General features: G+C 33.5%; 16 protein-coding genes. 7 read left to right on the plus strand and 9 right to left on the minus strand.

Going from position 1 to position 20,246, the window contains the following annotated elements; translation table 11 throughout:
* Positions 1–349 precede the first annotated feature (349 nt).
* Entirely contained in the window at positions 350–1,387 is a 1,038-nt protein-coding gene (locus tag LUU93_RS20315; RefSeq protein WP_232682987.1) for an aldo/keto reductase, read from the plus strand.
* 171 nt (positions 1,388–1,558) lie between these two features.
* On the opposite strand, the gene LUU93_RS20320 is transcribed toward LUU93_RS20315, so the two are convergent.
* The 4 genes from LUU93_RS20320 to LUU93_RS20335 form a co-directional block, all read right to left on the minus strand.
* Positions 1,559–3,196: a DUF4139 domain-containing protein gene (locus tag LUU93_RS20320; RefSeq protein WP_232682988.1), complete on the minus strand. Its 1,638-nt coding sequence runs from the start codon at positions 3,194–3,196 to the stop codon at positions 1,559–1,561.
* Between the two features lie 66 nt (positions 3,197–3,262).
* Positions 3,263–3,886, minus strand: coding sequence for a murein L,D-transpeptidase catalytic domain-containing protein (locus LUU93_RS20325; RefSeq protein ID WP_232682990.1), 624 nt, complete (start codon positions 3,884–3,886; stop codon positions 3,263–3,265).
* Positions 3,887–3,908: 22 nt separating this feature from the next.
* Positions 3,909–5,069, minus strand: a complete 1,161-nt coding sequence (locus tag LUU93_RS20330; protein WP_232682991.1) for a vWA domain-containing protein — start codon at positions 5,067–5,069, stop codon at positions 3,909–3,911.
* Between the two features lie 110 nt (positions 5,070–5,179).
* Positions 5,180–6,154, minus strand: coding sequence for an SIMPL domain-containing protein (locus LUU93_RS20335; protein WP_232682992.1), 975 nt, complete (start codon positions 6,152–6,154; stop codon positions 5,180–5,182).
* Between the two features lie 149 nt (positions 6,155–6,303).
* Here LUU93_RS20335 and LUU93_RS20340 point away from each other — a divergent pair, with 149 nt between their 5' ends.
* A complete protein-coding gene (locus LUU93_RS20340; RefSeq protein ID WP_232682993.1) occupies positions 6,304–8,127 on the plus strand; it encodes a tetratricopeptide repeat-containing sensor histidine kinase in 1,824 nt (607 codons plus the stop codon).
* The gene (locus LUU93_RS20345) at positions 8,124–8,873 is read left to right on the plus strand and encodes a LytR/AlgR family response regulator transcription factor (protein WP_232682994.1); all 750 of its coding nucleotides are present in this window, start codon (positions 8,124–8,126) and stop codon (positions 8,871–8,873) included. Before LUU93_RS20340 ends, LUU93_RS20345 begins: the two co-directional genes overlap by 4 nt.
* Before the next feature lie 270 nt (positions 8,874–9,143).
* Here the strand turns inward: LUU93_RS20345 and LUU93_RS20350 are convergent, their stop codons facing one another.
* The 5 genes from LUU93_RS20350 to panC form a co-directional block, all read right to left on the minus strand.
* Complete coding sequence (locus LUU93_RS20350; protein ID WP_232682995.1) at positions 9,144–11,108, minus strand: transglycosylase domain-containing protein; 1,965 nt, start codon at positions 11,106–11,108, stop codon at positions 9,144–9,146.
* A 182-nt stretch (positions 11,109–11,290) separates the two neighbouring features.
* Positions 11,291–12,652 carry a DNA repair protein RadA gene (gene radA, locus LUU93_RS20355; RefSeq protein WP_232682996.1) on the minus strand — a complete coding sequence of 454 codons (1,362 nt, stop codon included), beginning with the start codon at positions 12,650–12,652 and terminating at the stop codon, positions 11,291–11,293.
* Entirely contained in the window at positions 12,652–13,806 is a 1,155-nt protein-coding gene (locus tag LUU93_RS20360; protein ID WP_232682998.1) for an alpha/beta hydrolase, read from the minus strand. The genes radA and LUU93_RS20360 overlap by 1 nt, the downstream gene beginning before the upstream one ends.
* A 200-nt stretch (positions 13,807–14,006) precedes the next feature.
* Complete coding sequence (gene panD, locus LUU93_RS20365) at positions 14,007–14,357, minus strand: aspartate 1-decarboxylase (protein ID WP_053473997.1); 351 nt, start codon at positions 14,355–14,357, stop codon at positions 14,007–14,009.
* A gap of 14 nt (positions 14,358–14,371) precedes the next feature.
* Positions 14,372–15,250, minus strand: a complete 879-nt coding sequence (gene panC, locus LUU93_RS20370) for a pantoate--beta-alanine ligase (RefSeq protein WP_232682999.1) — start codon at positions 15,248–15,250, stop codon at positions 14,372–14,374.
* Positions 15,251–15,328: 78 nt separating this feature from the next.
* On the opposite strand from panC, the gene LUU93_RS20375 reads away from it, so the two are divergent.
* The 4 genes from LUU93_RS20375 (at position 15,329) to LUU93_RS20390 (ending at position 20,240) form a co-directional block, all read left to right on the plus strand.
* The gene (locus LUU93_RS20375; RefSeq protein ID WP_232683000.1) at positions 15,329–16,135 is read left to right on the plus strand and encodes a glycogen/starch synthase; all 807 of its coding nucleotides are present in this window, start codon (positions 15,329–15,331) and stop codon (positions 16,133–16,135) included.
* Between the two features lie 21 nt (positions 16,136–16,156).
* The gene (gene bamH, locus LUU93_RS20380; RefSeq protein WP_232683002.1) at positions 16,157–17,791 is read left to right on the plus strand and encodes a BamH family beta-barrel-assembly machinery protein; all 1,635 of its coding nucleotides are present in this window, start codon (positions 16,157–16,159) and stop codon (positions 17,789–17,791) included.
* Between the two features lie 7 nt (positions 17,792–17,798).
* Complete coding sequence (glmS, locus tag LUU93_RS20385) at positions 17,799–19,649, plus strand: glutamine--fructose-6-phosphate transaminase (isomerizing) (protein ID WP_232683003.1); 1,851 nt, start codon at positions 17,799–17,801, stop codon at positions 19,647–19,649.
* Between the two features lie 144 nt (positions 19,650–19,793).
* Positions 19,794–20,240 (plus strand): T9SS type A sorting domain-containing protein, encoded by a 447-nt coding sequence (locus LUU93_RS20390; protein WP_232683004.1) that lies wholly within the window; start codon positions 19,794–19,796, stop codon positions 20,238–20,240.
* Positions 20,241–20,246 lie beyond the last annotated feature (6 nt).

A 20,246-nucleotide genomic window follows, 5' to 3' on the forward strand; every position in this document is an offset into this window, starting at 1 on the left:
TAAAGACTACTTTTGAAGCTATACACACACCGCAATTTAATCAAATTGCAAGAATTAGGAAAGCGAAAGCTTTCCTTTTTTTATGCCACAAAAAAAGCTGCCTCACTTTTGAGACAGCCTCTTTTTTATTACGATGAATTTTAACTTAGTCCCGACAGCTATCGGGATAGCAACTCAGAACCTTAGCACCTTTAAAAAAAATCTTGTACTTTTTTTAACCTTTGTCAAATTTAGATTTGCAAAATCCCTTTGTACCTTTGCGGCTCTAAAACTTTGCACCTACATAAAAAGTATCAAAATAAAAACCTTAGAATCTTAGCAACTCAGCACCTTAGAACCTTAAAAAAAAATGAAATACACTACAATCCCAAATACAGATATAAAAGTTAGTAAAATAAATCTTGGAACGATGACTTTTGGTCAGCAGAATACAGAAGCTGAAGGCCACGCTCAAATGGATTACGCACTAGAAAAAGGCGTAAACTTTTTTGACACTGCCGAAATGTATTCAGTTCCTGCACGTGAAGAAACTTACGGGAGCACAGAAAAAATTATTGGAACATGGTTTAAAAAATCAGGAAATCGTGATAAAGTCGTTTTAGCCTCTAAAATTGCAGGACCAAACCCGAATTTTACTTATATGCGAGAAAAAGGAGATTTCTCTCCGGCAAGTATAAAATATGCTTTAGAAAACAGCTTAAAACGCCTTCAAACCGATTATATTGATTTGTACCAAATGCACTGGCCGGAACGAAAAACAAATTATTTCGGACAGCGTGGTTTTAATGGTTATGATGATGCATGGGAAGATCATTTCAGAGAAATCCTGGAAACGTTTGACGGATTAATTAAAGAAGGAAAAATTAAACATATTGGTGTTTCAAATGAAAACGCATGGGGAATGATGCGTCTTTTAGAAGAAAGTAAATATCAAAACCTGCCAAGAATTAAAACCGTTCAAAATCCTTATAATTTATTGAACCGTCTTTTTGAAGTGGGCTCTGCCGAAGTTTCAAAATATGAAAATGTTGGTTTATTGGCATATTCTCCTTTAGCATTTGGAGTTTTAACGGGTAAATTTTTAACGGGCGAAGCACATCCAAATGCGAGAGTTAACCTTTTTCCGCAATATACACGTTACAAAAGCGAACAATGTACACAAGCAACAAAATTGTATCAGGAAATTGCTAAAAAACATGGATTAACGTTAACTGAATTAGCAATGGGATTTGTTTTACAGCAGCCATTTTTGACAAGCGCAATTATTGGTGCAACAACAATGGAACAGTTAAAAGAAAACATTGCTACAATTGATGTAGTTTTATCAAAAGAAATTATAGCTGAAATCAACCACGTTCAGGCAATTATTCCAGATCCGGCACCGTAATTATTTGCTGCATAGGGCTTCGACTTCGCTCAGCCTGACAATACCATGAAACTTCTAAATTTTGAGTGTCAGCCTGAGCGAAGTCGAAGGCTTTTTAAAACACGAATTCCACAAATTTTCACGGATTGATCTGTGTTAATTTGTGGAATTCGTGTTTAAAATGTTATCTGTTTATAAGTTCAAAGTCTGATCTTTTGGATATTTCACTCTGTAACTAATTCTGAATTTCTTAGTTTCATTTGGTTTCAACTGCAATTGCCATGTCAATATTCCGGTTTCGACATTTACTTTTGCCGAATCACTTTGCAGTAATTCTACCTCAATATCTTTATTTGTAGTTAACGGATATTGATCTTTCAAAAGCAATTCAACCGCTTCTTTTTTATTATTTCTTACCGTAATATCAAAAGTAAAAGTCTGTTCTTTTTTGGCAGATAAAAACTTAGTTCCCGATTTATCAGCAACTTTTTCTCTTTTGATAGATACTTTTTTATCACGTCCCATACTCAAATTCAAAGTATCGCTGGTTTGATTCGGTTCAATAAACGTTTTACCAACATACATTCCTTCAAAAATAATATTCGCTTCGCCTCGCAATAAATTGTATTTGCTGTAATCTGCAATTTCAGCAAGTAAAAAAGCGTCATTTTCCACTTTTGGAACAGCATAATATTTATACGTTGCCGGAAGTTTTATTTCTTTTAAAGATACGCTGTGAATTTTTCCATTCGATAAAATGTCATACGGAATATCAATATCAAAAGAAATATTAAGCTGGTTTTCTGCAACTGTTGTGTAATTCGAAACAGAAGATTCTGCCATTACCGGTGCCGCCATTTCCATTTCGTTACTTACTTTTTTATCTTTATAAATACTTCTCTGTATCTGATTCCTTTTGCTGATTCCATAAGCCGAAGTAGTAATAACTTGATCATTTAGCTGATTCGCCAGAAACCAAGAACTCAATATTGGTGCTTGATTATTTTGATTTGGATAACCGCTGGAAAGAGTCAGTTTTACTTTTTTCCAGTCAATTCCTGTATTTTGAACAACTTGTGCTTTGTACATCATGTTAATTGGAGCCGCAACACTTTCGGTACGTAAATCATAAAAAGGAGACCAGGATGCATTATTGGTTAAATACGATATTTCTAAAGGAACCGGTCCGGCTACGCTATTCATTACCTGAACAATCAGTTTTCCAGATGAGGTTTTTTCTTCTTTACTTGTGTCAACTTCGAGTTTGTTGTTTAGCTTTTGAAGCGTTTCATCTAGTTTTTGCTTTTTCTCCGTTAGCGTATTAATATTGTTTGCAATTTCTATTTGTTTGCTTTTATAATACTCCACCATTTTCATTAATTCGGCAACATTTAATCCAGAATTTACGCCGGAAATCTGTTGGTTTTTATCTAATAACTGAATGGTTTTTGATTCAGAATTAATAGTATTATTTACTTTCAAAATTTCCTTTTGAACCAAAATAATACTGTCACGAACTCTTTTCAATAAAGGCGATTTAGGATCGGTTTCATATTCTGAAATATAATTATTAGTAAACTGAACCGATAGAACCGTTACACTTGCCGGCGTACCAATTTGAATGGAACTTTCATTTAAATTTACTGCCACGTTTTTAATCACAATTTCGCTTGTTCCTAACGGTAAAGTTGTACTTGCAGTTTGAGAAATTTCGGCAGCATTAAAATAAACCGTTGCCGCTTTTACTTTTGCAGTGGTGAAAATTGGTTTTTGCGCAAAGGCAAAAATGCCTAACAATAATAAGAGCGCTGTTGCTTGTTTTTTTATCATCGGAGTATAATTTAAAGTGTTTTATATAAGTATAGATAACAAAAACGGCTGAAAGGTTGGTTTAACTTAATAATAAATTACCAAAATGATTTTCTTTTTAGAACTATCAATCAATTTTTCGATTACGCCAAAAAACTTTTCGTTAACCATTGGGCATCCCAAACTATTACAAATAGGATTTATTTGTTCTTCATAAGGAACGTCTGCATATTTGTGAAGTACAATATTTCGATCAAAAGCATTACTATTCGTTTTGTCTAAACCGTATAATTTATATGCTTTTCCAAATCTTCCAAAATATGAACTGCCAATTTCATACTTGCCAAGCGAACTACAATTAGAATCTTTTGTATTGCTAAATTGCAGTTTTCCGGCAATTCCGGTTTCTGATCCGGAACCATGGCCAACCAATCCTTTGTTAAGTATTTTGTTATGTTTTAAATCGTAAACAAAAAACCGGTTTTTTCCAGATTCAATCTTCATATCTAATAAGAAGACAACATTTGAATTGTATTTAGGAGTTTTCCCCAAAAAAATCCTAATCTCAGTTATCTTACTTTTTAGTTTCTCTTCGTAGGAGTAAACCGGTTTTGAACTCTTAATGATTTCTGGTTTTTCTTCTTTATTCCTGCAGGCAAAACTTAGACCCAAAATGCTCAGCCAAAGCAAAAAGAATATTTTCTTTTTCATGTTTCAGGATTTGCAGCATGATTTATTTCTCAACTGTATAACCCTTCACTTTTGCAAAAGCAATTATCGACGTGTTTATTGTGTTGCCAAGATCATCTTGCTTTTTGGTTTTCTTGGCTTCAGTATCAATATAAGCCTGACGTTTTTTTGCCAATACGCTAATCTCTTTTTGAATCGTTTCTCTTTCCTTCGTTTTCTCGGCTACAATTTTTTTCAATTCTTCAGTCGATTTATCCTGGAGTTCAACAGGTAGTTCTTCTTTTTTAATTTTCGAAAGTGCTGTGGCATCATCTTTTGTTTTATCGACCAAATCCCAGCTTTCATTTTTGTAAGCCGCTTTTGATTTACTCACGGCGCGATCTGTATAATTAGCCTTCGAAACCATTTTTGCATTTTGATCCTGCATAGCCTGATTCATTTTTTTGGCAGCTCCTTTAGCACCATAATTAATGTAGGTTTTGTTTATTTTTTCATCACATTTAGTGATTTCATCGTCATAAGGCGTTGCAATATATTCTACAGATTGGTCGGCGTCGATATTAAAATATTTTCCTTTTCCATAGTCAGCGCCATCTTTCCAAAACGTACTTATTCCTTCCGTTTTATTACCGCAGAAAATCGTGTTTACATAAATGTCATTTTTTAAAGCATTGCTGATTGCTTCTTTATAGCTGATTTTTCCCTGATTAAATTCTTCGTTTCCGGCAATATAAATCAGTTTCATGCTGTTGTTTTCAGATGCCCATTTTAATTGTTTTGTTGCATCCTGAATTACAGCGCCGCAATATTCATTGCCGCCATTGGTTCTAAGGGCAAATAGTTTTTCAGAAATTAAATCCAAATCTGTCGAAAGTGGTGTAATTTGTCTGATATAATTTGATTTTTCACTCAAACCATCATTCCCATATTCATACAAAGCAATTTCGATATCCGGAGTTTTTCCTTCATATTTTAAAGTTGTCAAAGTATTCACGATGTTCCATAATCTCGATTTTGCCTGATCAATTAAACCGTCCATACTGCTCGAAGTATCCAGTAAAAGCGCCACTTGTATTTTAGTCGCTGCGGCAGAAGCCGGTTTTTCAATTTCAGTTTTATTTTTTGGTTTTGCATTAGCTGAATTATAGCCAGCGATAGAAAATACAGTAGCAAAAAACGCGGAAATAAAAAGATTTGATTTCATAATTTTAGTTTTAATTGGATGATTACAGACCAAACTTAAAAACTAAAAACGCGCGTTTTTTGCACAAATGGTGAAACGGCATTTTGACTTGGTGAAATGTTTCTGCCAGATTAATGAATTGGTCTGGCTGTGTTTGTATTCAATATTTTTAAATCACCATTTGCAGTCACCAGAATAAATTCTTTCTCCGTTTTGTCTGCTTTTAGAACTTGTTTCTTTTCTCTGTTAATCGCTATTTTAACTTCGTATTGTATTTGAATAACAGGTTCTAAAACAACAGGATTAATTACAAAATCAAACTCTTTATTAAATACAGGCTGGTAATAAAGTGTAACAGATTTGTTAAGCGGATTAATGTTTGCCGATTTTTTTAAGTTTAAAGAAGAACCATTGTAAGCTTCATAAGATCGATACATTTCTACAGGAATATTTACGATATAATCATCGGCGATTCTTTTTTCGGCATTTGTAAATGTTTCTCCAAGCAGTTCCTGATAATTTTTTATTTTTTCCTGAATCAAGAGTTTTGCTTTTAACATCATTTCTTTCTTAATGGTTTCTAATGTATTGGAGAAATAATCCACTTTTACCAGATCGTATATTTCATTATTGGATAAAATGGAAATAAATTCATTGAGATGATTGGGATCTGAATATTTTATATGAATGTTTTTCTTTAATTCAAATCCTGCGGGCATTTCATTATAGGTTTTACGATTAAAAAGTTTTTTTTCTGTTTCATATTCATAAACAGGAACAAATGAAATCATGTCGACAAAAGTCTCAACACCTTTTTTAAGTTTAATTTCATTGAGTGACTGGGTGATTCTTTGGTCAATTAAATCATTTACTTCCTTAGTGGTTTTACCCGTTTGAGTTACGCTGAAAATTGCAGTGTAAGCATCTGCTTTAATATTAGCAAGCCCTTTTACGCTTACAACAATATCATCATTTGCAGGAAAATTAATGTTGATGGTGTTGTTGTTATAATACCCTTGGTTTTGATAATTGACATTTCCCGAAGCCTGAGCAATTATAAATGAAGAAGATAGTACTGTTAAAATTGTAAAGAATAGTTTTTTCATAATTACGGTTTTTAAGAATTAGCAATCAAATGTATTGATCGAAAAAACGTATTTTTGACAGAATGGGTCAACAGGTTGTTTGACTTGGTGAAAAATATAGGATAGGAATTTGAAATTAGGTTACTTTACACTTTCTAAATAACTTATTTGTGAAACATCATTTGGTAATTAGTTTTAGTCTGCTTTTTTTAGTGTTATTGTTTCCACAGCAAATAATAGCGCAGGAAGCTCCTGTGCAGAAAAGTGAAAAAAGCAAACAAGTCAAAATCAGTAAAGCAGCCGATGATTTATCTAAATCATTAGATGAAAATGATGAAGCAAAAATTGCCCAGAATTACGAAAGGCTGGCGAATGAATTTTTAAATAATGGAGATAATGCCAAAGCCGAGGAATATTTTAAAAGAGCATTAAACAGTTATACCAAACTAAAACTAACGGAAGATAAAACGCGTGTAACCCGAAGTTTAGCTAAAACACAGGAAAACCAAAAGAACTTTGATTCGGCAATTAAAAATTATGAAGCTGCGGGTTCTTTGGCAAAAGACGTTTCTGAAGAAAAGATAAATTTAAATGATGCCAACCGACTTAAAAATAAGGCAAATCCGGCAAGTCAAAAGAATTATGTAGATTCTAATATTGAATTGCTGAAAAAGGAAAAGAAGAGTGAGGAAGTAACAGAAGCGTATGTGCAAAAAGCGCAAAATTCATTAGACTTAAAAGATAAAAAGGTTGCGATAGAAAGCTATAAAAAGGCATTAGTTTATGCAAAAGACAAACCCGAAGCTGTAATTAAAATCAAGAATGAAATTGCAAAAGTTTATGCCGAAGACAATCAGTTTGATAAAGCTGTCAGTATAAATGAAAAACTGCTTGCCGAAGCTAAAAACAATAAAGATTATAATACCGAAATAAAACAACTGCAATCGCTGGCATCTCTTTATTTTGAAAAAGCAGAACCGGAAAAAGCAATTTCGTCTTTGAAAGAAGCGTATGATTTATCGTTTCAAAAAGGAAATTCGGCGGAAGCCAAAAAAAGCCTGTCATCCTTAATTAAATATTACAAAACAAAAGGCGAAGACAAAGAAAGTATGGCGTTGTATGAACAGTTTTTTCAAAACTTCGAAAAGCTGATTCATTCTGATACGACTTTAATCGATGCCAAAACATTTCAGATTACCGAAAATAAAATTCGTCAGTTAGAAAAAGAAAAAACACTAAAAGATGAACTAATTTCAAAGAAAAATACATTCAATTATTTTTTGATTGGTTCGGTAGTTTTACTGCTGCTCTTGTTTACGTTTATTTCGAAAGCATTGTATTCTATCAGAATAAAAAATAAAGAAATCGCTTTGCAGTCACTGCGTCGTGAAATGAACCCGCATTTTATTTTCAATAGTTTGAATAGTGTGAATCAGTTTATATCAGAAAATAAAGAACTGGAAGCCAATAAATATCTGACTTCATATTCGAACTTGATGCGGAATATGATGGAAAACTCCAATAAGGATTTTATTTCTTTAGATAAAGAAGTCGAACAGCTTAAAAAATATCTGGATTTAGAGCATTTACGTTTTGAGGATAAATTCAATTTTGAAATTATGGTAGATGATTCGCTGGATGCTGAAAGGGTTTTTGTTCCGAATATGATTATCCAGCCACATTTAGAAAATTCAATCTGGCACGGATTGCGCTATTTAGACCAAAAAGGATTTTTATCGCTTCGGTTTGATTTTAAAAACGGAAAAATAATCGTTACCATTGACGATAACGGAATTGGTTTAACCAAAAGCCGCGAGCTTAAAACAACAAATCAGAAAATATACGAATCCCGTGGTTTGAACAATACAAAAGAGCGAATTGATCTTTTGAATGAATTGTATAAAAAAGATATTTCATTTAAGATTTTGGAAAAAGAAGGAGCAGAGAAGGGAACTATTGTTGAAATTGTTTTTCCATTAATTGACAAAATATGATGACACTGCAAAAGATAAAAAGTGTAATTATCGAAGATGAACTTGCCGCGCGCGAAGTGCTTAAAAACTATTTAAGCAAATACTGTCCGCAAGTTGAGGTTGTGGGTGAAGCCCAAAATATAAAAGAAGCCGTTCCGCTGCTTCACGAAGTGAAACCACAATTGGTTTTTCTGGATGTCGAAATGCCTTTTGGAAATGCGTTTGATGTTCTGGAAGCTTGTAAAAATTTACATTTTGAAACCATATTTGTCACCGCTTTTTCTGAATATTCACTAAAAGCTTTGAACCAGAGTGCGGCATATTATCTGCTAAAACCCATAAGTATTGAAGAATTGATTGTTGCTGTAAATAAAGTGCAGCATCAAATAATGAATAACGAAATCTTCAACAGAAATAAAATTATTGTAGAAAACTTTCACGAACAAAAACCGGAAAAGCAGCAAGTTATTCTGCCAACACTTGAAGGTTTTGAAGTGGTAAAAATGGAAGAAATAGTACGTCTTCGCGGCAATGGTAACTTCACCGATTTATACCTCAATAACGGAAGTAAAAAAATGGTCTGCCGATTTTTGAAACACTTTTCAGAGATTTTGCCATTACCTTTTATTCGGGTTCATAAATCGCATATTATCAATATGAATTGTGTAAAATCTTATAATAAAGGCGGTATTGTTACACTCAATGACGAAACTGAAATTGAGGTTTCATCGACTTATAAGGAAGAATTTTTAAGGAACTTTAGATAATCGTTTCCTGCAAGGTTTTCAAAACCTTGTAGGTATTAGAGAGTAAATAGTAACAAACACCTACAAGGTTTTGAAAACCTTGCAGGAGAGACGCAATATTGTCATTTCGACCGAAGGGAGAAATCGCACTAGTATTTCCGCAAAGAGAATCGACAATCTTTGTAGAGTTACTAGTGCGATTTCTCCCTTCGGTCGAAATGACAAAACTTTGCGAGATTATAACATTTAGTGTAAAAAAACTTTGTGCCTTAGCGCCTTCATGGCAAATACCTACAAATCAAACTCATCTCCTCCAGACAAAGAATCCACCGGAACTGCAGTAGAATCCGGAGCCTTGATTTTTATTAAAGAACGAGCATTTCCTGAAATATAAACTGGTAATTGACCAATTGTATCTTCAGGAATTAAAAGACCACGGCGAAACATTAAGTTCTTTAGAAACTTCTGATTCTTTAATGCATAATCTTTCAGATTTCCTTCGTCATTAAACTGATACATGAATTTTCTTGGTTTCGGAATAATAGTAGCCAAATACAAGCATTCATCAACATTTAAAGCCGACGGACTTTTTTGGAAATAGAAATGACTTGCTTCACCAATTCCGTATACATTTGGTCCCCATTCGATAATGTTGAAATACACTTCGAGCATTCTTTCCTTACTTACAATTCGGTTATTTTCTAAAATGTAAACTAATAAGATTTCTTCAAGCTTTCGCGAAAGCGTTTTTTCTCTGGTTAGGAAAACATTTTTAATCAACTGCATGCTGATCGTGCTCGCGCCGCGTGAGAATTTTTTAGTTCTGATGTTTTTTAGAATCGATTGTTTGAAAGCTTCGTTTATAAAACCACGATGTGAAAAGAACGACGGATCTTCGGTTGTTAAAACACATTTTCTCAAATAAGGAGAAATCTGGTCTAAAGGTGTATAATTTGGATTGGCATTTCCAACCAAAACCGGTCTTTGCAATACATTTTGAATTATGGCACGATAGACAAATTCGCCGTTTAGTTTATTTAAATCGGCTTCGCCATATTTTGTAATTCGTAAATCTTCTTTTTTGAGTTTACTGTCAAAAACAAGTGTGTTTGGTTTATTTTTGTTGAATTTGAAATCAAGTTTATAATCGAAATTCCCGGTTGCCTGCATTCCTTGAAAATGTGTAAATAAACCATCGGGAAGCGAAACAATAAAATCCTGCGCTTTCATTTTCGGAATATCAACTTTTAAAGTATAAACTGTATCTTTTTCGGTATCGTAAGAAGCGTATGGACGCAGTTTTATTTTATTCAGCGTCATTGTTGAGGTGCTGTCAATTGAAATAAAATCATCCCCCAATAAAAAGCGGTAATCAAAACGTGCATTTTTTATAACAACATCTTTACTGGCAATTTTTGGATGATTGATTTTTAGGTTTACAATAGAAGTAAAACCATCAAGATGTAATTCGCTTCCGCTTTTATCAATATTTTCAACGTTTAAACGGATAGAATCAAAACTTGCTTTTAAACCATATCTTTCATCAAGATACGGAACACGAATGGCTCCGGTATCTAAATTAAAAAACCGAATATCTGCTTTTTGATTTCTTGGGTCTGCAAAACCTTTTAAGTTCCAGCGCTGATCAAAATCTTTGCTTTGGACATGAATACTGGTTTCAAGTTGTTTGTTGTTTAAAACAAGCTTATTGATTGCTACAGCCGTTTTTTTGCCATTGTCGTCGATTTTGAATTGGAAGTTTTCCAAATTCATATCAGTCGGAACTAAATTGAGCAGTTTTGAAATAATACGATAGGCAAAAGCACCGTATTTTCGCTTTTCGCTTTTTTCAGAATCGTCACGGTTTCTTTTTAAGAAAGCATCAAAGTTGCGGATTTTTCCTTTTTTAACTAATTGTATATAACCGTTGTCGACTTTTAAAGTTCCAACCTGAACATCGCCAATTAGTAAATTGCTTAAACTGACGCTGGTTTCAATATTTTTAATTTTTAAAAGTGTATCGGCATTTTTAGGAACTAAAACAACATCGGTGAGTTTGATGCTGGATAAGCCGTCAAAAGAAGCTTCTTTAATAGAAAAGTCACTGTTATAGTCAACAGCCATTTTATGGGTTACTTTTGCAACGGCCTGTTTTAAAAGCGAGTTGCGGAAAAAGTATAATCCAATGCAAAGCAAAATCAATACCAGGGCAAGTATTTTTAAAGCTTTGAAAATTTTTTGTTTTGGAAAATTCATAAAGTCTATTTCGTAAAAGATTTTAGGATTGTTCGTTAGTAGGATGGTTTTTGCCACGACTCGAGCGATAGCGAACAGACGAAGCAATTTCACTAATTTCTCGAATTAATTTGATGTGATATTTACTTTGGAATAGGTGCAATTTAAATAAAAAATTCGTGTTTAATTTGCAGCAAAAAAACTTAACCAAAAAGAATACTCGCAACATCTTCAATTTTTGCCACAAGTTCAATTTTGATTCCGGTATTTTTTAAAGCAATTTTATTGTATTTAGAAACAAAGATGGTGTCAAAGCCTAATTTTTCGGCTTCCTGAATACGCTGGTCAACACGATTTACGGGACGAATTTCTCCAGAAAGTCCAACTTCTCCGGCAAAACAAAAACCTTTTCCAACCGGAATATCTTCGTTTGATGATAAAATAGCGGCAACAACGGCAAGGTCAATTGCAGGATCATCAACAGAAATTCCTCCGGTTACGTTTAAGAAAACGTCTTTTGCACCTAAACGGAATCCAGCTCTTTTTTCAAGAACAGCTAAAATCATGTTTAGTCTTTTGGCGTTGTAACCTGTTGTACTTCGTTGCGGTGTTCCGTAAACTGCGGTACTTACCAAAGATTGAATTTCGATCATTAACGGACGCATTCCTTCAAGTGTTGTGGCAATGGCGGTTCCTGATAATTCTTCGTCTTTGTGCGAAATTAATATTTCTGACGGATTGCTTACTTCGCGCAAACCGCTTCCGAGCATTTCGTAAATTCCGAGTTCAGAAGTTGATCCAAAACGGTTTTTCAGCGAACGAAGAATTCGATAAATATGGTTTCTGTCGCCTTCAAACTGCAAAACGGTATCAACCATATGTTCCAGAATTTTTGGTCCGGCAATATTTCCGTCTTTGGTAATATGACCTATTAAAATAACCGGAATATTGGTTTCTTTTGCAAATTTGATCAATTCGGCAGTAGTTTCTCTAATTTGAGAAATACTTCCGGCTGTAGATTCGATATAATCTGTGTGTAAAGTCTGAATCGAATCGATAATTACAATTTCAGGCTGAATCGCTTCAATTTGTTTGAAGATATTCTGTGTTTTCGTTTCCGTAAGAATATAGCAATTTTCACTGCTTGGTGTAATTCTTTCGGCGCGCATTTTTATCTGTTTCTGGCTTTCTTCTCCAGAAACATATAACGTTTTATAAGGTAATTTTAATGAGATTTGAAGTAAAAGTGTACTTTTTCCAATTCCTGGTTCTCCGCCCAAAAGGGTTAAAGATCCCGGAACAATTCCGCCGCCCAAAACACGATTCAATTCGCCGTCAGTAGTATCCATACGGATTTCCTGAGCCGAATCGATTTCATTTATTTTTAAAGGTTTCGGAGCTTTACTTGTTGAGCTTGGTTCGCTTTTCCACGCTGTTTTTTCCTGCTTCTGAATTATTTCTTCGGCAATAGTATTCCATTCTTTGCAGGCATTGCATTGTCCCTGCCATTTAGAATATTGGGTACCGCAGTTTTGGCAAAAAAAGGAAGTTTTAACTTTTGACATTATTTGGTTTTTTTGGCAAGCGTATTCATTTCGTCAATTTTCTCATACATCAAATCTTTATTCAAGTCACCAATTGGCTCCATTTGCGAAGCATTTTGGTATTTTTTTGAAGCATGTTTAGGATCGCCCATTTTTTCGTACATCAAGCCTAATTCATATTCTCCTAACATGGCTTTCGGATAATTTACGTTTCCAATTTCAGCCATTCTTCCTAATTCGTCGTAGGCATTTCTTTTTAAAATAATATTTTCAATTACTTTAAAGTCACTCATTCTAACCGGAATCTGAACGCCTAGAACTTCAGACATATCATTGTATTTTTTTTGCAAATAATCAGCATAACCTGTTTGAAGAACTGCAATTTTGTCGTTGTATTCGGCAGAATTTATAGGTCTGTATATTTCAAAAATCTGATATAATGCACTCGGAATCGAATGTAAAACCTCAGTATAATGTGTTGCGCCTTTAAATACTTCGTATTTATAATTCACTAACGGATTATTTGCGATTTTAATATTTCCGGCCAATTTTTCAATTGGTTCTTTTATTTTCTTATTGTCGCCTTCTCCGGCAGAAAGATAATAGAATATTGGTTTTTGTATTTTGGCAAATTTTTCGGCAATTCTAACTTCCATTTTTGGTGCAAGTTCCGGACTCAAACAAATGTAGGCATTAAAAAGAGGTTCTTCTTTATACAAATAAAAGTTAGCAAAACTTGCTGTTACATCATGACCTGCGATAATTCTAAAAGGCGATGTACGGTATTTTTTCTCTACATAGGGAATTAGTTCAGAACCAATAAATTCAAAAAATTTTGCTCCTTTTTCAAAAGGCAGTCCTTCGTTTTGATCAATTGTGGTATCGTCGTAACGTTCTTCATCTTTATTTTGATGAATACCAATGATAATCATTTCTGGAATATCGTCCCAATAATTGCCATAACTTACGGCTCCATAAAACGGGTCAAACAAATAATCGCCATCTAATAAATATAAAACGGGATATTTTTTATCTGATTTTGCATCGTAAGAAGCAGGAAGTCCAATTGTTATTCTTCTTTCTTCTCCTAGTTTTTCGGATTGAATGTTGTCAAATTTTTTCTGGGAGAATACAGAAATGGAAATTAATGTAATTAGCAGGTAAACTTTTTTCATGATTTGTGGCATTTCAGTGAATTAAAAAGTATTTAAATAGTGTAGCAATATAATACTTTATTTGCTTTTTGTGATTTTGGGGAATAAAAAAAGCAATGATTTCTTACGGGTAATAAATTTTCAATTTAGGCAAAAGAAAATCTATTTGTACAAAAATATTTTTTGACAAATTACACACGTAAATAAGAAAGAAATGTGATTTATGTTAACGAATTATCGTTTTCATTTGGGAAAATGATCCACGGTTTGAAGGTTTTAGCTTCTTCAAAATCCAGGGTTGCATACGAAATGATAATAATAATGTCGTCTTTTTGAACTTTTCGGGCAGCAGGACCATTCAGTGTGATTTCGCCTGAATTTTTTTCTCCCTTAATGGCGTAAGTTTCAAAACGTTCTCCGTTATTAATGTTAACAATAGCTACTTTTTCGCCTTCAATAATATTAGAAGCCTCTAGTAGAGTTTCATCAATAGTAATACTGCCAATATAATTTAAATCAGCTCCAGTAACTTTTACTCGATGAATTTTTGATTTTATAACTTGAATTTGCATGGAGCAAAGATAATTTAATTTAATGAAATGGTGTCTATCAGTCTTATAGAATTAACAAATACCGCTATAAACGCGCGGTATTTTTTGTCGTTTGTTTTATGATTGATAGGTAATAATGTCGATTCATCAGCAATGACAAAATATTCGAGGTCAAATCTTTCGTTGTCTTTAAAGGAATCCTCGACAAATTTAATGGTTTCCTCGGGAGTACTGTTTTGGAAGATTTCTTTAGCTTCTGTTAAAACTTTATAGATTATAGAAGCTTCTTTTCTTTCTTCAGCAGTCAGCCTTTCATTTCTGGAACTCATTGCTAAAAGATTGTCTTCTCTAAAAATAGGGCAGCCTACAATATTTACCGGAAGGTTGTTTTTTTCGACCAGTTTTTTAACAATTTGAAGCTGTTGGAAATCTTTTTCGCCAAAATAAGCATTGGTTGGCGTCACGATTTCGAACAAACGTTTTACAATTGTTCCAACACCGTTAAAATGTCCGGGACGGAATTTTCCTTCCATTTGATTTTCTAAACCGTCAAAGTCAAAAGACTGCGAAATAGTCTGTCCTTCATAAATATCATCTACAGAAGGAGCATATAAAATTATTTTGTCACTTAAACCTCTCATTTTCTTAACGTCTTCTTCAAGAGTTCGAGGGTATTTTTCAAGATCTTCGGGATTGTTAAATTGCGTTGGATTTACAAAAATACTTACAACTGTGTCGTCATTTTCTTTAAGTGAACGCTGCATTAAAGCCAGATGCCCTTGGTGTAAAGCTCCCATGGTTGGGACAAATCCTATAGTCGAATTTGCGGTTTTGATAGTTTTTAAATAAGCTATCAGAGCTACTTTACCGTAGAAAATATGCATGGCAGTATTATTAAAATTTAGTGCAAACATAATATATTAGTTATAAACTGCATAAAATTTTGTAATTTTGCGACGTTTTTATTACCAAAAATTAAGTAAAATATTATTATGAAAGATAAGAGGATATTATACGTATCATCTGAAGTCGTGCCTTATTTGGCTGAAAATGAGGTTTCTTTAATGTCTTATGACGTTCCTAAAATGATTAACGATCAGGGAGGTCAGATAAGAATTTTCATGCCAAGATATGGAAATATCAACGAAAGAAGACATCAATTACACGAAGTAATCAGGCTTTCAGGGATGAATTTGGTAGTGAATGATTTAGATATGCCATTGATTATCAAAGTAGCTTCAATTCCAAAAGAAAGAATTCAGGTTTACTTTATTGATAACGATGAATATTTTAAACGTAAAGCAACTTTTGCAGACGAAGAAGGGGTTTTATATCCAGACAACGACGAGCGGGCTATATTTTTTGCAAAGGGAGTTGTTGAAACTGTAAAAAAATTAAATTGGGTTCCGGATATTATTCATGTTCATGGATGGTTAGCGGCGATGCTTCCAATTTATATGAAACACTATTATAAAAATGAGGCATTGTTTAATGATACAAAAATCGTTACCTCAGTTTATGGTCAGTCTTTTGATGAAAACTTAGATTTAGAAATGATAAACAAGGTTAAATTTGATGGTGTTCCGCACGAATCAGTTTCTGATCTTGAAACCCCAAATTACGAAAATGTCTTAAAGGCCAGTATATTGCATTCTGATGCTGTCATTATTGCGTCAGAAAATGTTTCTCCAAGTTTAACAAAATTTATAGAATCTTCAGGAAAACCTTTTTTACCTTTCGCCGCGAAAGATGCATTCGCCGAGGCGTATACAAATTTCTATAAAACTATGGGTCTTTAAATTTTAACTATTAATACGAATATGTACAATACTTCTTTTATTAAGAAAATTCTATTAGCCGCAACAGTTGTTTTATTATATTCCTGCGACAAAGATTTTAATGCGATTGGTGATGATTTAATTGGTGATGATCATTTTGGATTGGAATCTGAAAAATATGATGTTATAGCTTATAATCAAGAAGTAACTCCAATACAATCAAATGCTTTAGTTACAAATGCTTTAGGGATTTATGATAATCCGGTTTTTGGTACAACCACTGCAAATTATAATACACAGGTAGCGCTTGCTGCGTATGCTCCGTCAATTGGAGAAACACCAGTTATAGATAGTGTGGTAGTTAATATACCTTATTTTAGTCGTCTTATAAGTACAAATACTAATGGAACTCACGTTTATGAACTTGATTCTATTTATGGAAAGCAAGCTGATGCAACTTTAAAGCTAAGTGTTTATGAGTCAAAGTTTCAAATGAGAAGTTCTTATTTTGATAATGGTACTCAATTAGCACAGCTCTATTATAATGACCAAAATAGTGATTTTGATACTAACAAAGGAACATTGTTAAATGATGATGAAGATCAAAGACAAAATAATCAATTCTTTTTTAGTGCTGTCGAAATTAACGAGAAAACAAAAGATAAAGATAATAAAGACGTTACAACTTTGACGCCTCCAGCGATGCGCTTAAAGTTAAATAAGGCATTTTTTCAATCTAAAATTTTAAATGCTGCAAAAGAAAAACTTTCTGCTGCCGATGTATTTCAGGAATATTTTAGAGGGTTGTATTTTAAGGTAGAAAAAACGGAAAAGCCAAGTAATATGGCATTAATGGATTTTTCGAAAGGAAAAATTACGGTTTATTATAAAGCGAAGACAGACATTACAACCGATCCTGATGACACAAAAGAAAACAGGACTATAGTAATAAATTTAACAGGAAGTAATGTTAATCTTCTTCAGGATGTTAAAGATACTGATTACCAAAATGCCGTAGCTGCACGTAATATGACTACCGGAGATAAAAATCTTTATTTAAAAGGCGGTCAGGGATCTCTTGCAATTATAGAACTTAAAGACTTTGGTTCTAAATTAGAAGAAATTAGAAAAAACGGATGGCTGGTAAATGAAGCTAATTTGGTCTTTCATGTTGATGCAGAAAAAATGGCAGTTAAAAAGACTGACAATTTACAGGCACAGGAACCAAAAAGAGTTTACTTGTATGATTTTAAGAACAGCACACCGCTTTTAGATTATTCAGCAGACGGAAGTTCCAGTATAACATCTGATGCAAGGATGTCAAAAGTTATTTTTGGAGGTATAATAAATGTTGATGCAACAACAGGAAGAGGAAGTACTTATAAAATTAGAATTACAAATCACATACGTAATTTAATAAAAACAACAACCGCAGTTAATGTAAAGTTAGGACTGGTTGTTACAGATGATATAAGTATTATAACATCAAATAAATTGAAAAATAGAATTCAGCTTAATCCACAAGTGGATCCAAATGAATATTTTTCAGAAGCACCGAGAGCATCAGTTATGAATCCGTTAGGAACTATATTATTTGGAAATAATATTCCTGCAGGTGATTCAAATTATGATAAAAGATTGAGGCTTGAGGTTTACTACACGAAACCAAATAAATAAGTAATATATGTGTGGAATTGTTGGATATATCGGCCATAGAGAGGCCTATCCTATTGTTATCAAGGGCTTAAAGCGGCTTGAGTACAGAGGATACGATAGTGCCGGCGTTATGTTGTATGATGACGAATCAGGTATAAAAGTTTGTAAAACAAAAGGCAAAGTTTCTGATCTTGAAGCTAAATCGAAGATAGGTTTTACAATAAATGGAAATATTGGAATTGGGCACACCCGCTGGGCAACCCACGGTGTACCAAATGACGTGAACTCGCATCCTCATGTCTCTAATTCTGGGGATTTAGTAATTATCCACAATGGAATTATTGAGAATTATGCGCCGCTTAAAGAAGAGTTAATTAAGCGTGGATACACTTTTAAATCTGATACTGATACAGAAGTTTTAGTAAACTTAATTGAAGAAGTTCAGAAAAACGAAAAAATTAAGCTTGGTAAAGCAGTTCAGATTGCGTTAAATCAAGTTGTTGGAGCGTATGCAATTGCTGTTTTTGACAGAAAAAATCCAAACGAAATTGTTGCAGCAAGATTAGGCAGTCCGTTAGCAATTGGAGTAGGTGAAGGAGAATTCTTTATTGCTTCTGATGCTTCTCCGTTTATTGAATATACTTCGAATGCGGTATATTTAGAAGATGGAGAAATGGCTAATATCAGACTGCATAAACCTCTAAAAGTAAGAAAAATTAAAGATGACTCTTTAGTAGATCCTTATATTCAGGAACTTCAATTGAATTTGGAGCAGATTGAAAAAGGAGGTTATGATCATTTCATGCTAAAAGAAATCTACGAACAGCCAAGTGTAATTAAAGATACATACAGAGGAAGACTTCATGCCAATGAAGGAATTGTTCAAATGGCTGGTGTTGAAGATAATCTTGAGAAATTTTTAAACGCTAAGCGAATTTTAATTGTTGCTTGTGGAACTTCATGGCATGCAGGTTTAGTTGCTGAGTATATCTTTGAAGAATTTACACGTATTCCGGTTGAAGTAGAATATGCTTCTGAGTTTAGATACAGAAATCCAATTATCAATAAAGATGACGTTGTAATCGCTATTTCTCAATCTGGGGAAACGGCAGATACTATGGCGGCTATTAAGCTGGCTAAAGAAAACGGAGCTTTTGTATTTGGAGTTTGTAACGTTGTAGGTTCATCTATTTCAAGAGAAAGTCATGCAGGTGCTTACACGCACGCAGGACCAGAAATTGGAGTAGCTTCTACAAAAGCTTTTACAACTCAAATCACGGTTCTTACCATGATTGCTTTAAGATTAGGGAAAGCTAAAGGAACCTTATCAAATTCTGATTTCCATGCTTACTTACAAGAATTAGAATTAATTCCTGAAAAAGTAGCAGAAGCATTAGAAACAAATGACAGAGCAAAAGAAATTGCTGCTAAATTTAAAGATGCTCCTAACTGCCTTTATTTAGGCAGGGGATATAATTTTCCGGTAGCACTAGAAGGAGCTTTAAAACTAAAAGAGATTTCTTATATCCACGCTGAAGGTTATCCGGCTGCCGAAATGAAACACGGACCAATTGCTTTAATTGATGAGCAGATGCCGGTTATTGTAATTGCACCTAAACAAGGTCACTACGATAAAATTGTAAGTAACATCCAGGAAATTAAATCCAGAAGTGGTAAAATCATTGCCGTTGTTACAAAAGGAGATACGCAGGTTCGCGAATTAGCCGATTATGTAATCGAAATTCCTGAAACTTCAGATGCATTATCGCCGCTTATTACGACAATCCCATTACAATTGCTTTCGTACTATATTGCAGTTATGAGAGGATGTAATGTTGATCAGCCGCGTAACTTGGCAAAATCGGTTACGGTAGAGTAGATATTTTTTAAAATACAAATAATGTTAAAAAAGCGAGATTTAGGTCTCGCTTTTTTTGTGCTTAAATTTTTTTATTAACATTAAATTTGTAGGATTTAAAATATAATTATACGTTTGTAGGAAATATTTTAAATTTTATTATTTATGAGAACATGTCTTCTTTTTATTCTGCTGCATTTTTGTTTTTCTGCAAACGCCCAAACAAAACTAACTTTTAGTTATGATGGTGCCGGAAATCAAACAAACAGAGTACTATGCATCAATTGTTTGTCAAAATCTGTACAGCAGGTTAAAGAAATAGAGGCAGTTGTCGAAAATGATTTAGAGAAATTCTTTCCGGAAGATGTTATCTCCTACTATCCAAATCCTGTAAAAGAACAACTGTACCTGCAATGGCAGCTGGCTCAGGATAATTATGTGACTTCTGTTCATGTTTATTCTATAACTGGACAGGTTTTAAGAACCTTTGAACTAAATAGTAGCATAAGTAATTTAGATGTCCCTTTTCAGCAATATCCAACAGGTATTTATCTGGTACTGCTTTCTTATAGAGATGGAGGAGAAAAATCTATTAAAATTATTAAACAATAATTGGCT

Origin of the sequence: Flavobacterium soyae (assembly GCF_021245985.1) — a bacterium.
GTDB classification, from domain to species: Bacteria; Bacteroidota; Bacteroidia; order Flavobacteriales; family Flavobacteriaceae; genus Flavobacterium; species Flavobacterium soyae.

Coding starts and splice junctions, on each gene's coding strand:
- glmS (WP_232683003.1), top strand. CDS start 17,799: ATGTGTGGAATTGTTGGATATATCGGCCATAGAGAGGCCTATCCTATT.
- bamH (WP_232683002.1), top strand. CDS start 16,157: ATGTACAATACTTCTTTTATTAAGAAAATTCTATTAGCCGCAACAGTT.
- panC (WP_232682999.1), bottom strand. CDS start 15,250: ATGTTTGCACTAAATTTTAATAATACTGCCATGCATATTTTCTACGGT.
- LUU93_RS20330 (WP_232682991.1), bottom strand. CDS start 5,069: ATGAAATCAAATCTTTTTATTTCCGCGTTTTTTGCTACTGTATTTTCT.
- LUU93_RS20390 (WP_232683004.1), top strand. CDS start 19,794: ATGAGAACATGTCTTCTTTTTATTCTGCTGCATTTTTGTTTTTCTGCA.
- LUU93_RS20335 (WP_232682992.1), bottom strand. CDS start 6,154: ATGAAAAAACTATTCTTTACAATTTTAACAGTACTATCTTCTTCATTT.
- LUU93_RS20345 (WP_232682994.1), top strand. CDS start 8,124: ATGATGACACTGCAAAAGATAAAAAGTGTAATTATCGAAGATGAACTT.
- LUU93_RS20325 (WP_232682990.1), bottom strand. CDS start 3,886: ATGAAAAAGAAAATATTCTTTTTGCTTTGGCTGAGCATTTTGGGTCTA.
- LUU93_RS20360 (WP_232682998.1), bottom strand. CDS start 13,806: ATGAAAAAAGTTTACCTGCTAATTACATTAATTTCCATTTCTGTATTC.
- LUU93_RS20320 (WP_232682988.1), bottom strand. CDS start 3,196: ATGATAAAAAAACAAGCAACAGCGCTCTTATTATTGTTAGGCATTTTT.
- LUU93_RS20375 (WP_232683000.1), top strand. CDS start 15,329: ATGAAAGATAAGAGGATATTATACGTATCATCTGAAGTCGTGCCTTAT.
- LUU93_RS20315 (WP_232682987.1), top strand. CDS start 350: ATGAAATACACTACAATCCCAAATACAGATATAAAAGTTAGTAAAATA.
- panD (WP_053473997.1), bottom strand. CDS start 14,357: ATGCAAATTCAAGTTATAAAATCAAAAATTCATCGAGTAAAAGTTACT.
- radA (WP_232682996.1), bottom strand. CDS start 12,652: ATGTCAAAAGTTAAAACTTCCTTTTTTTGCCAAAACTGCGGTACCCAA.
- LUU93_RS20350 (WP_232682995.1), bottom strand. CDS start 11,108: ATGAATTTTCCAAAACAAAAAATTTTCAAAGCTTTAAAAATACTTGCC.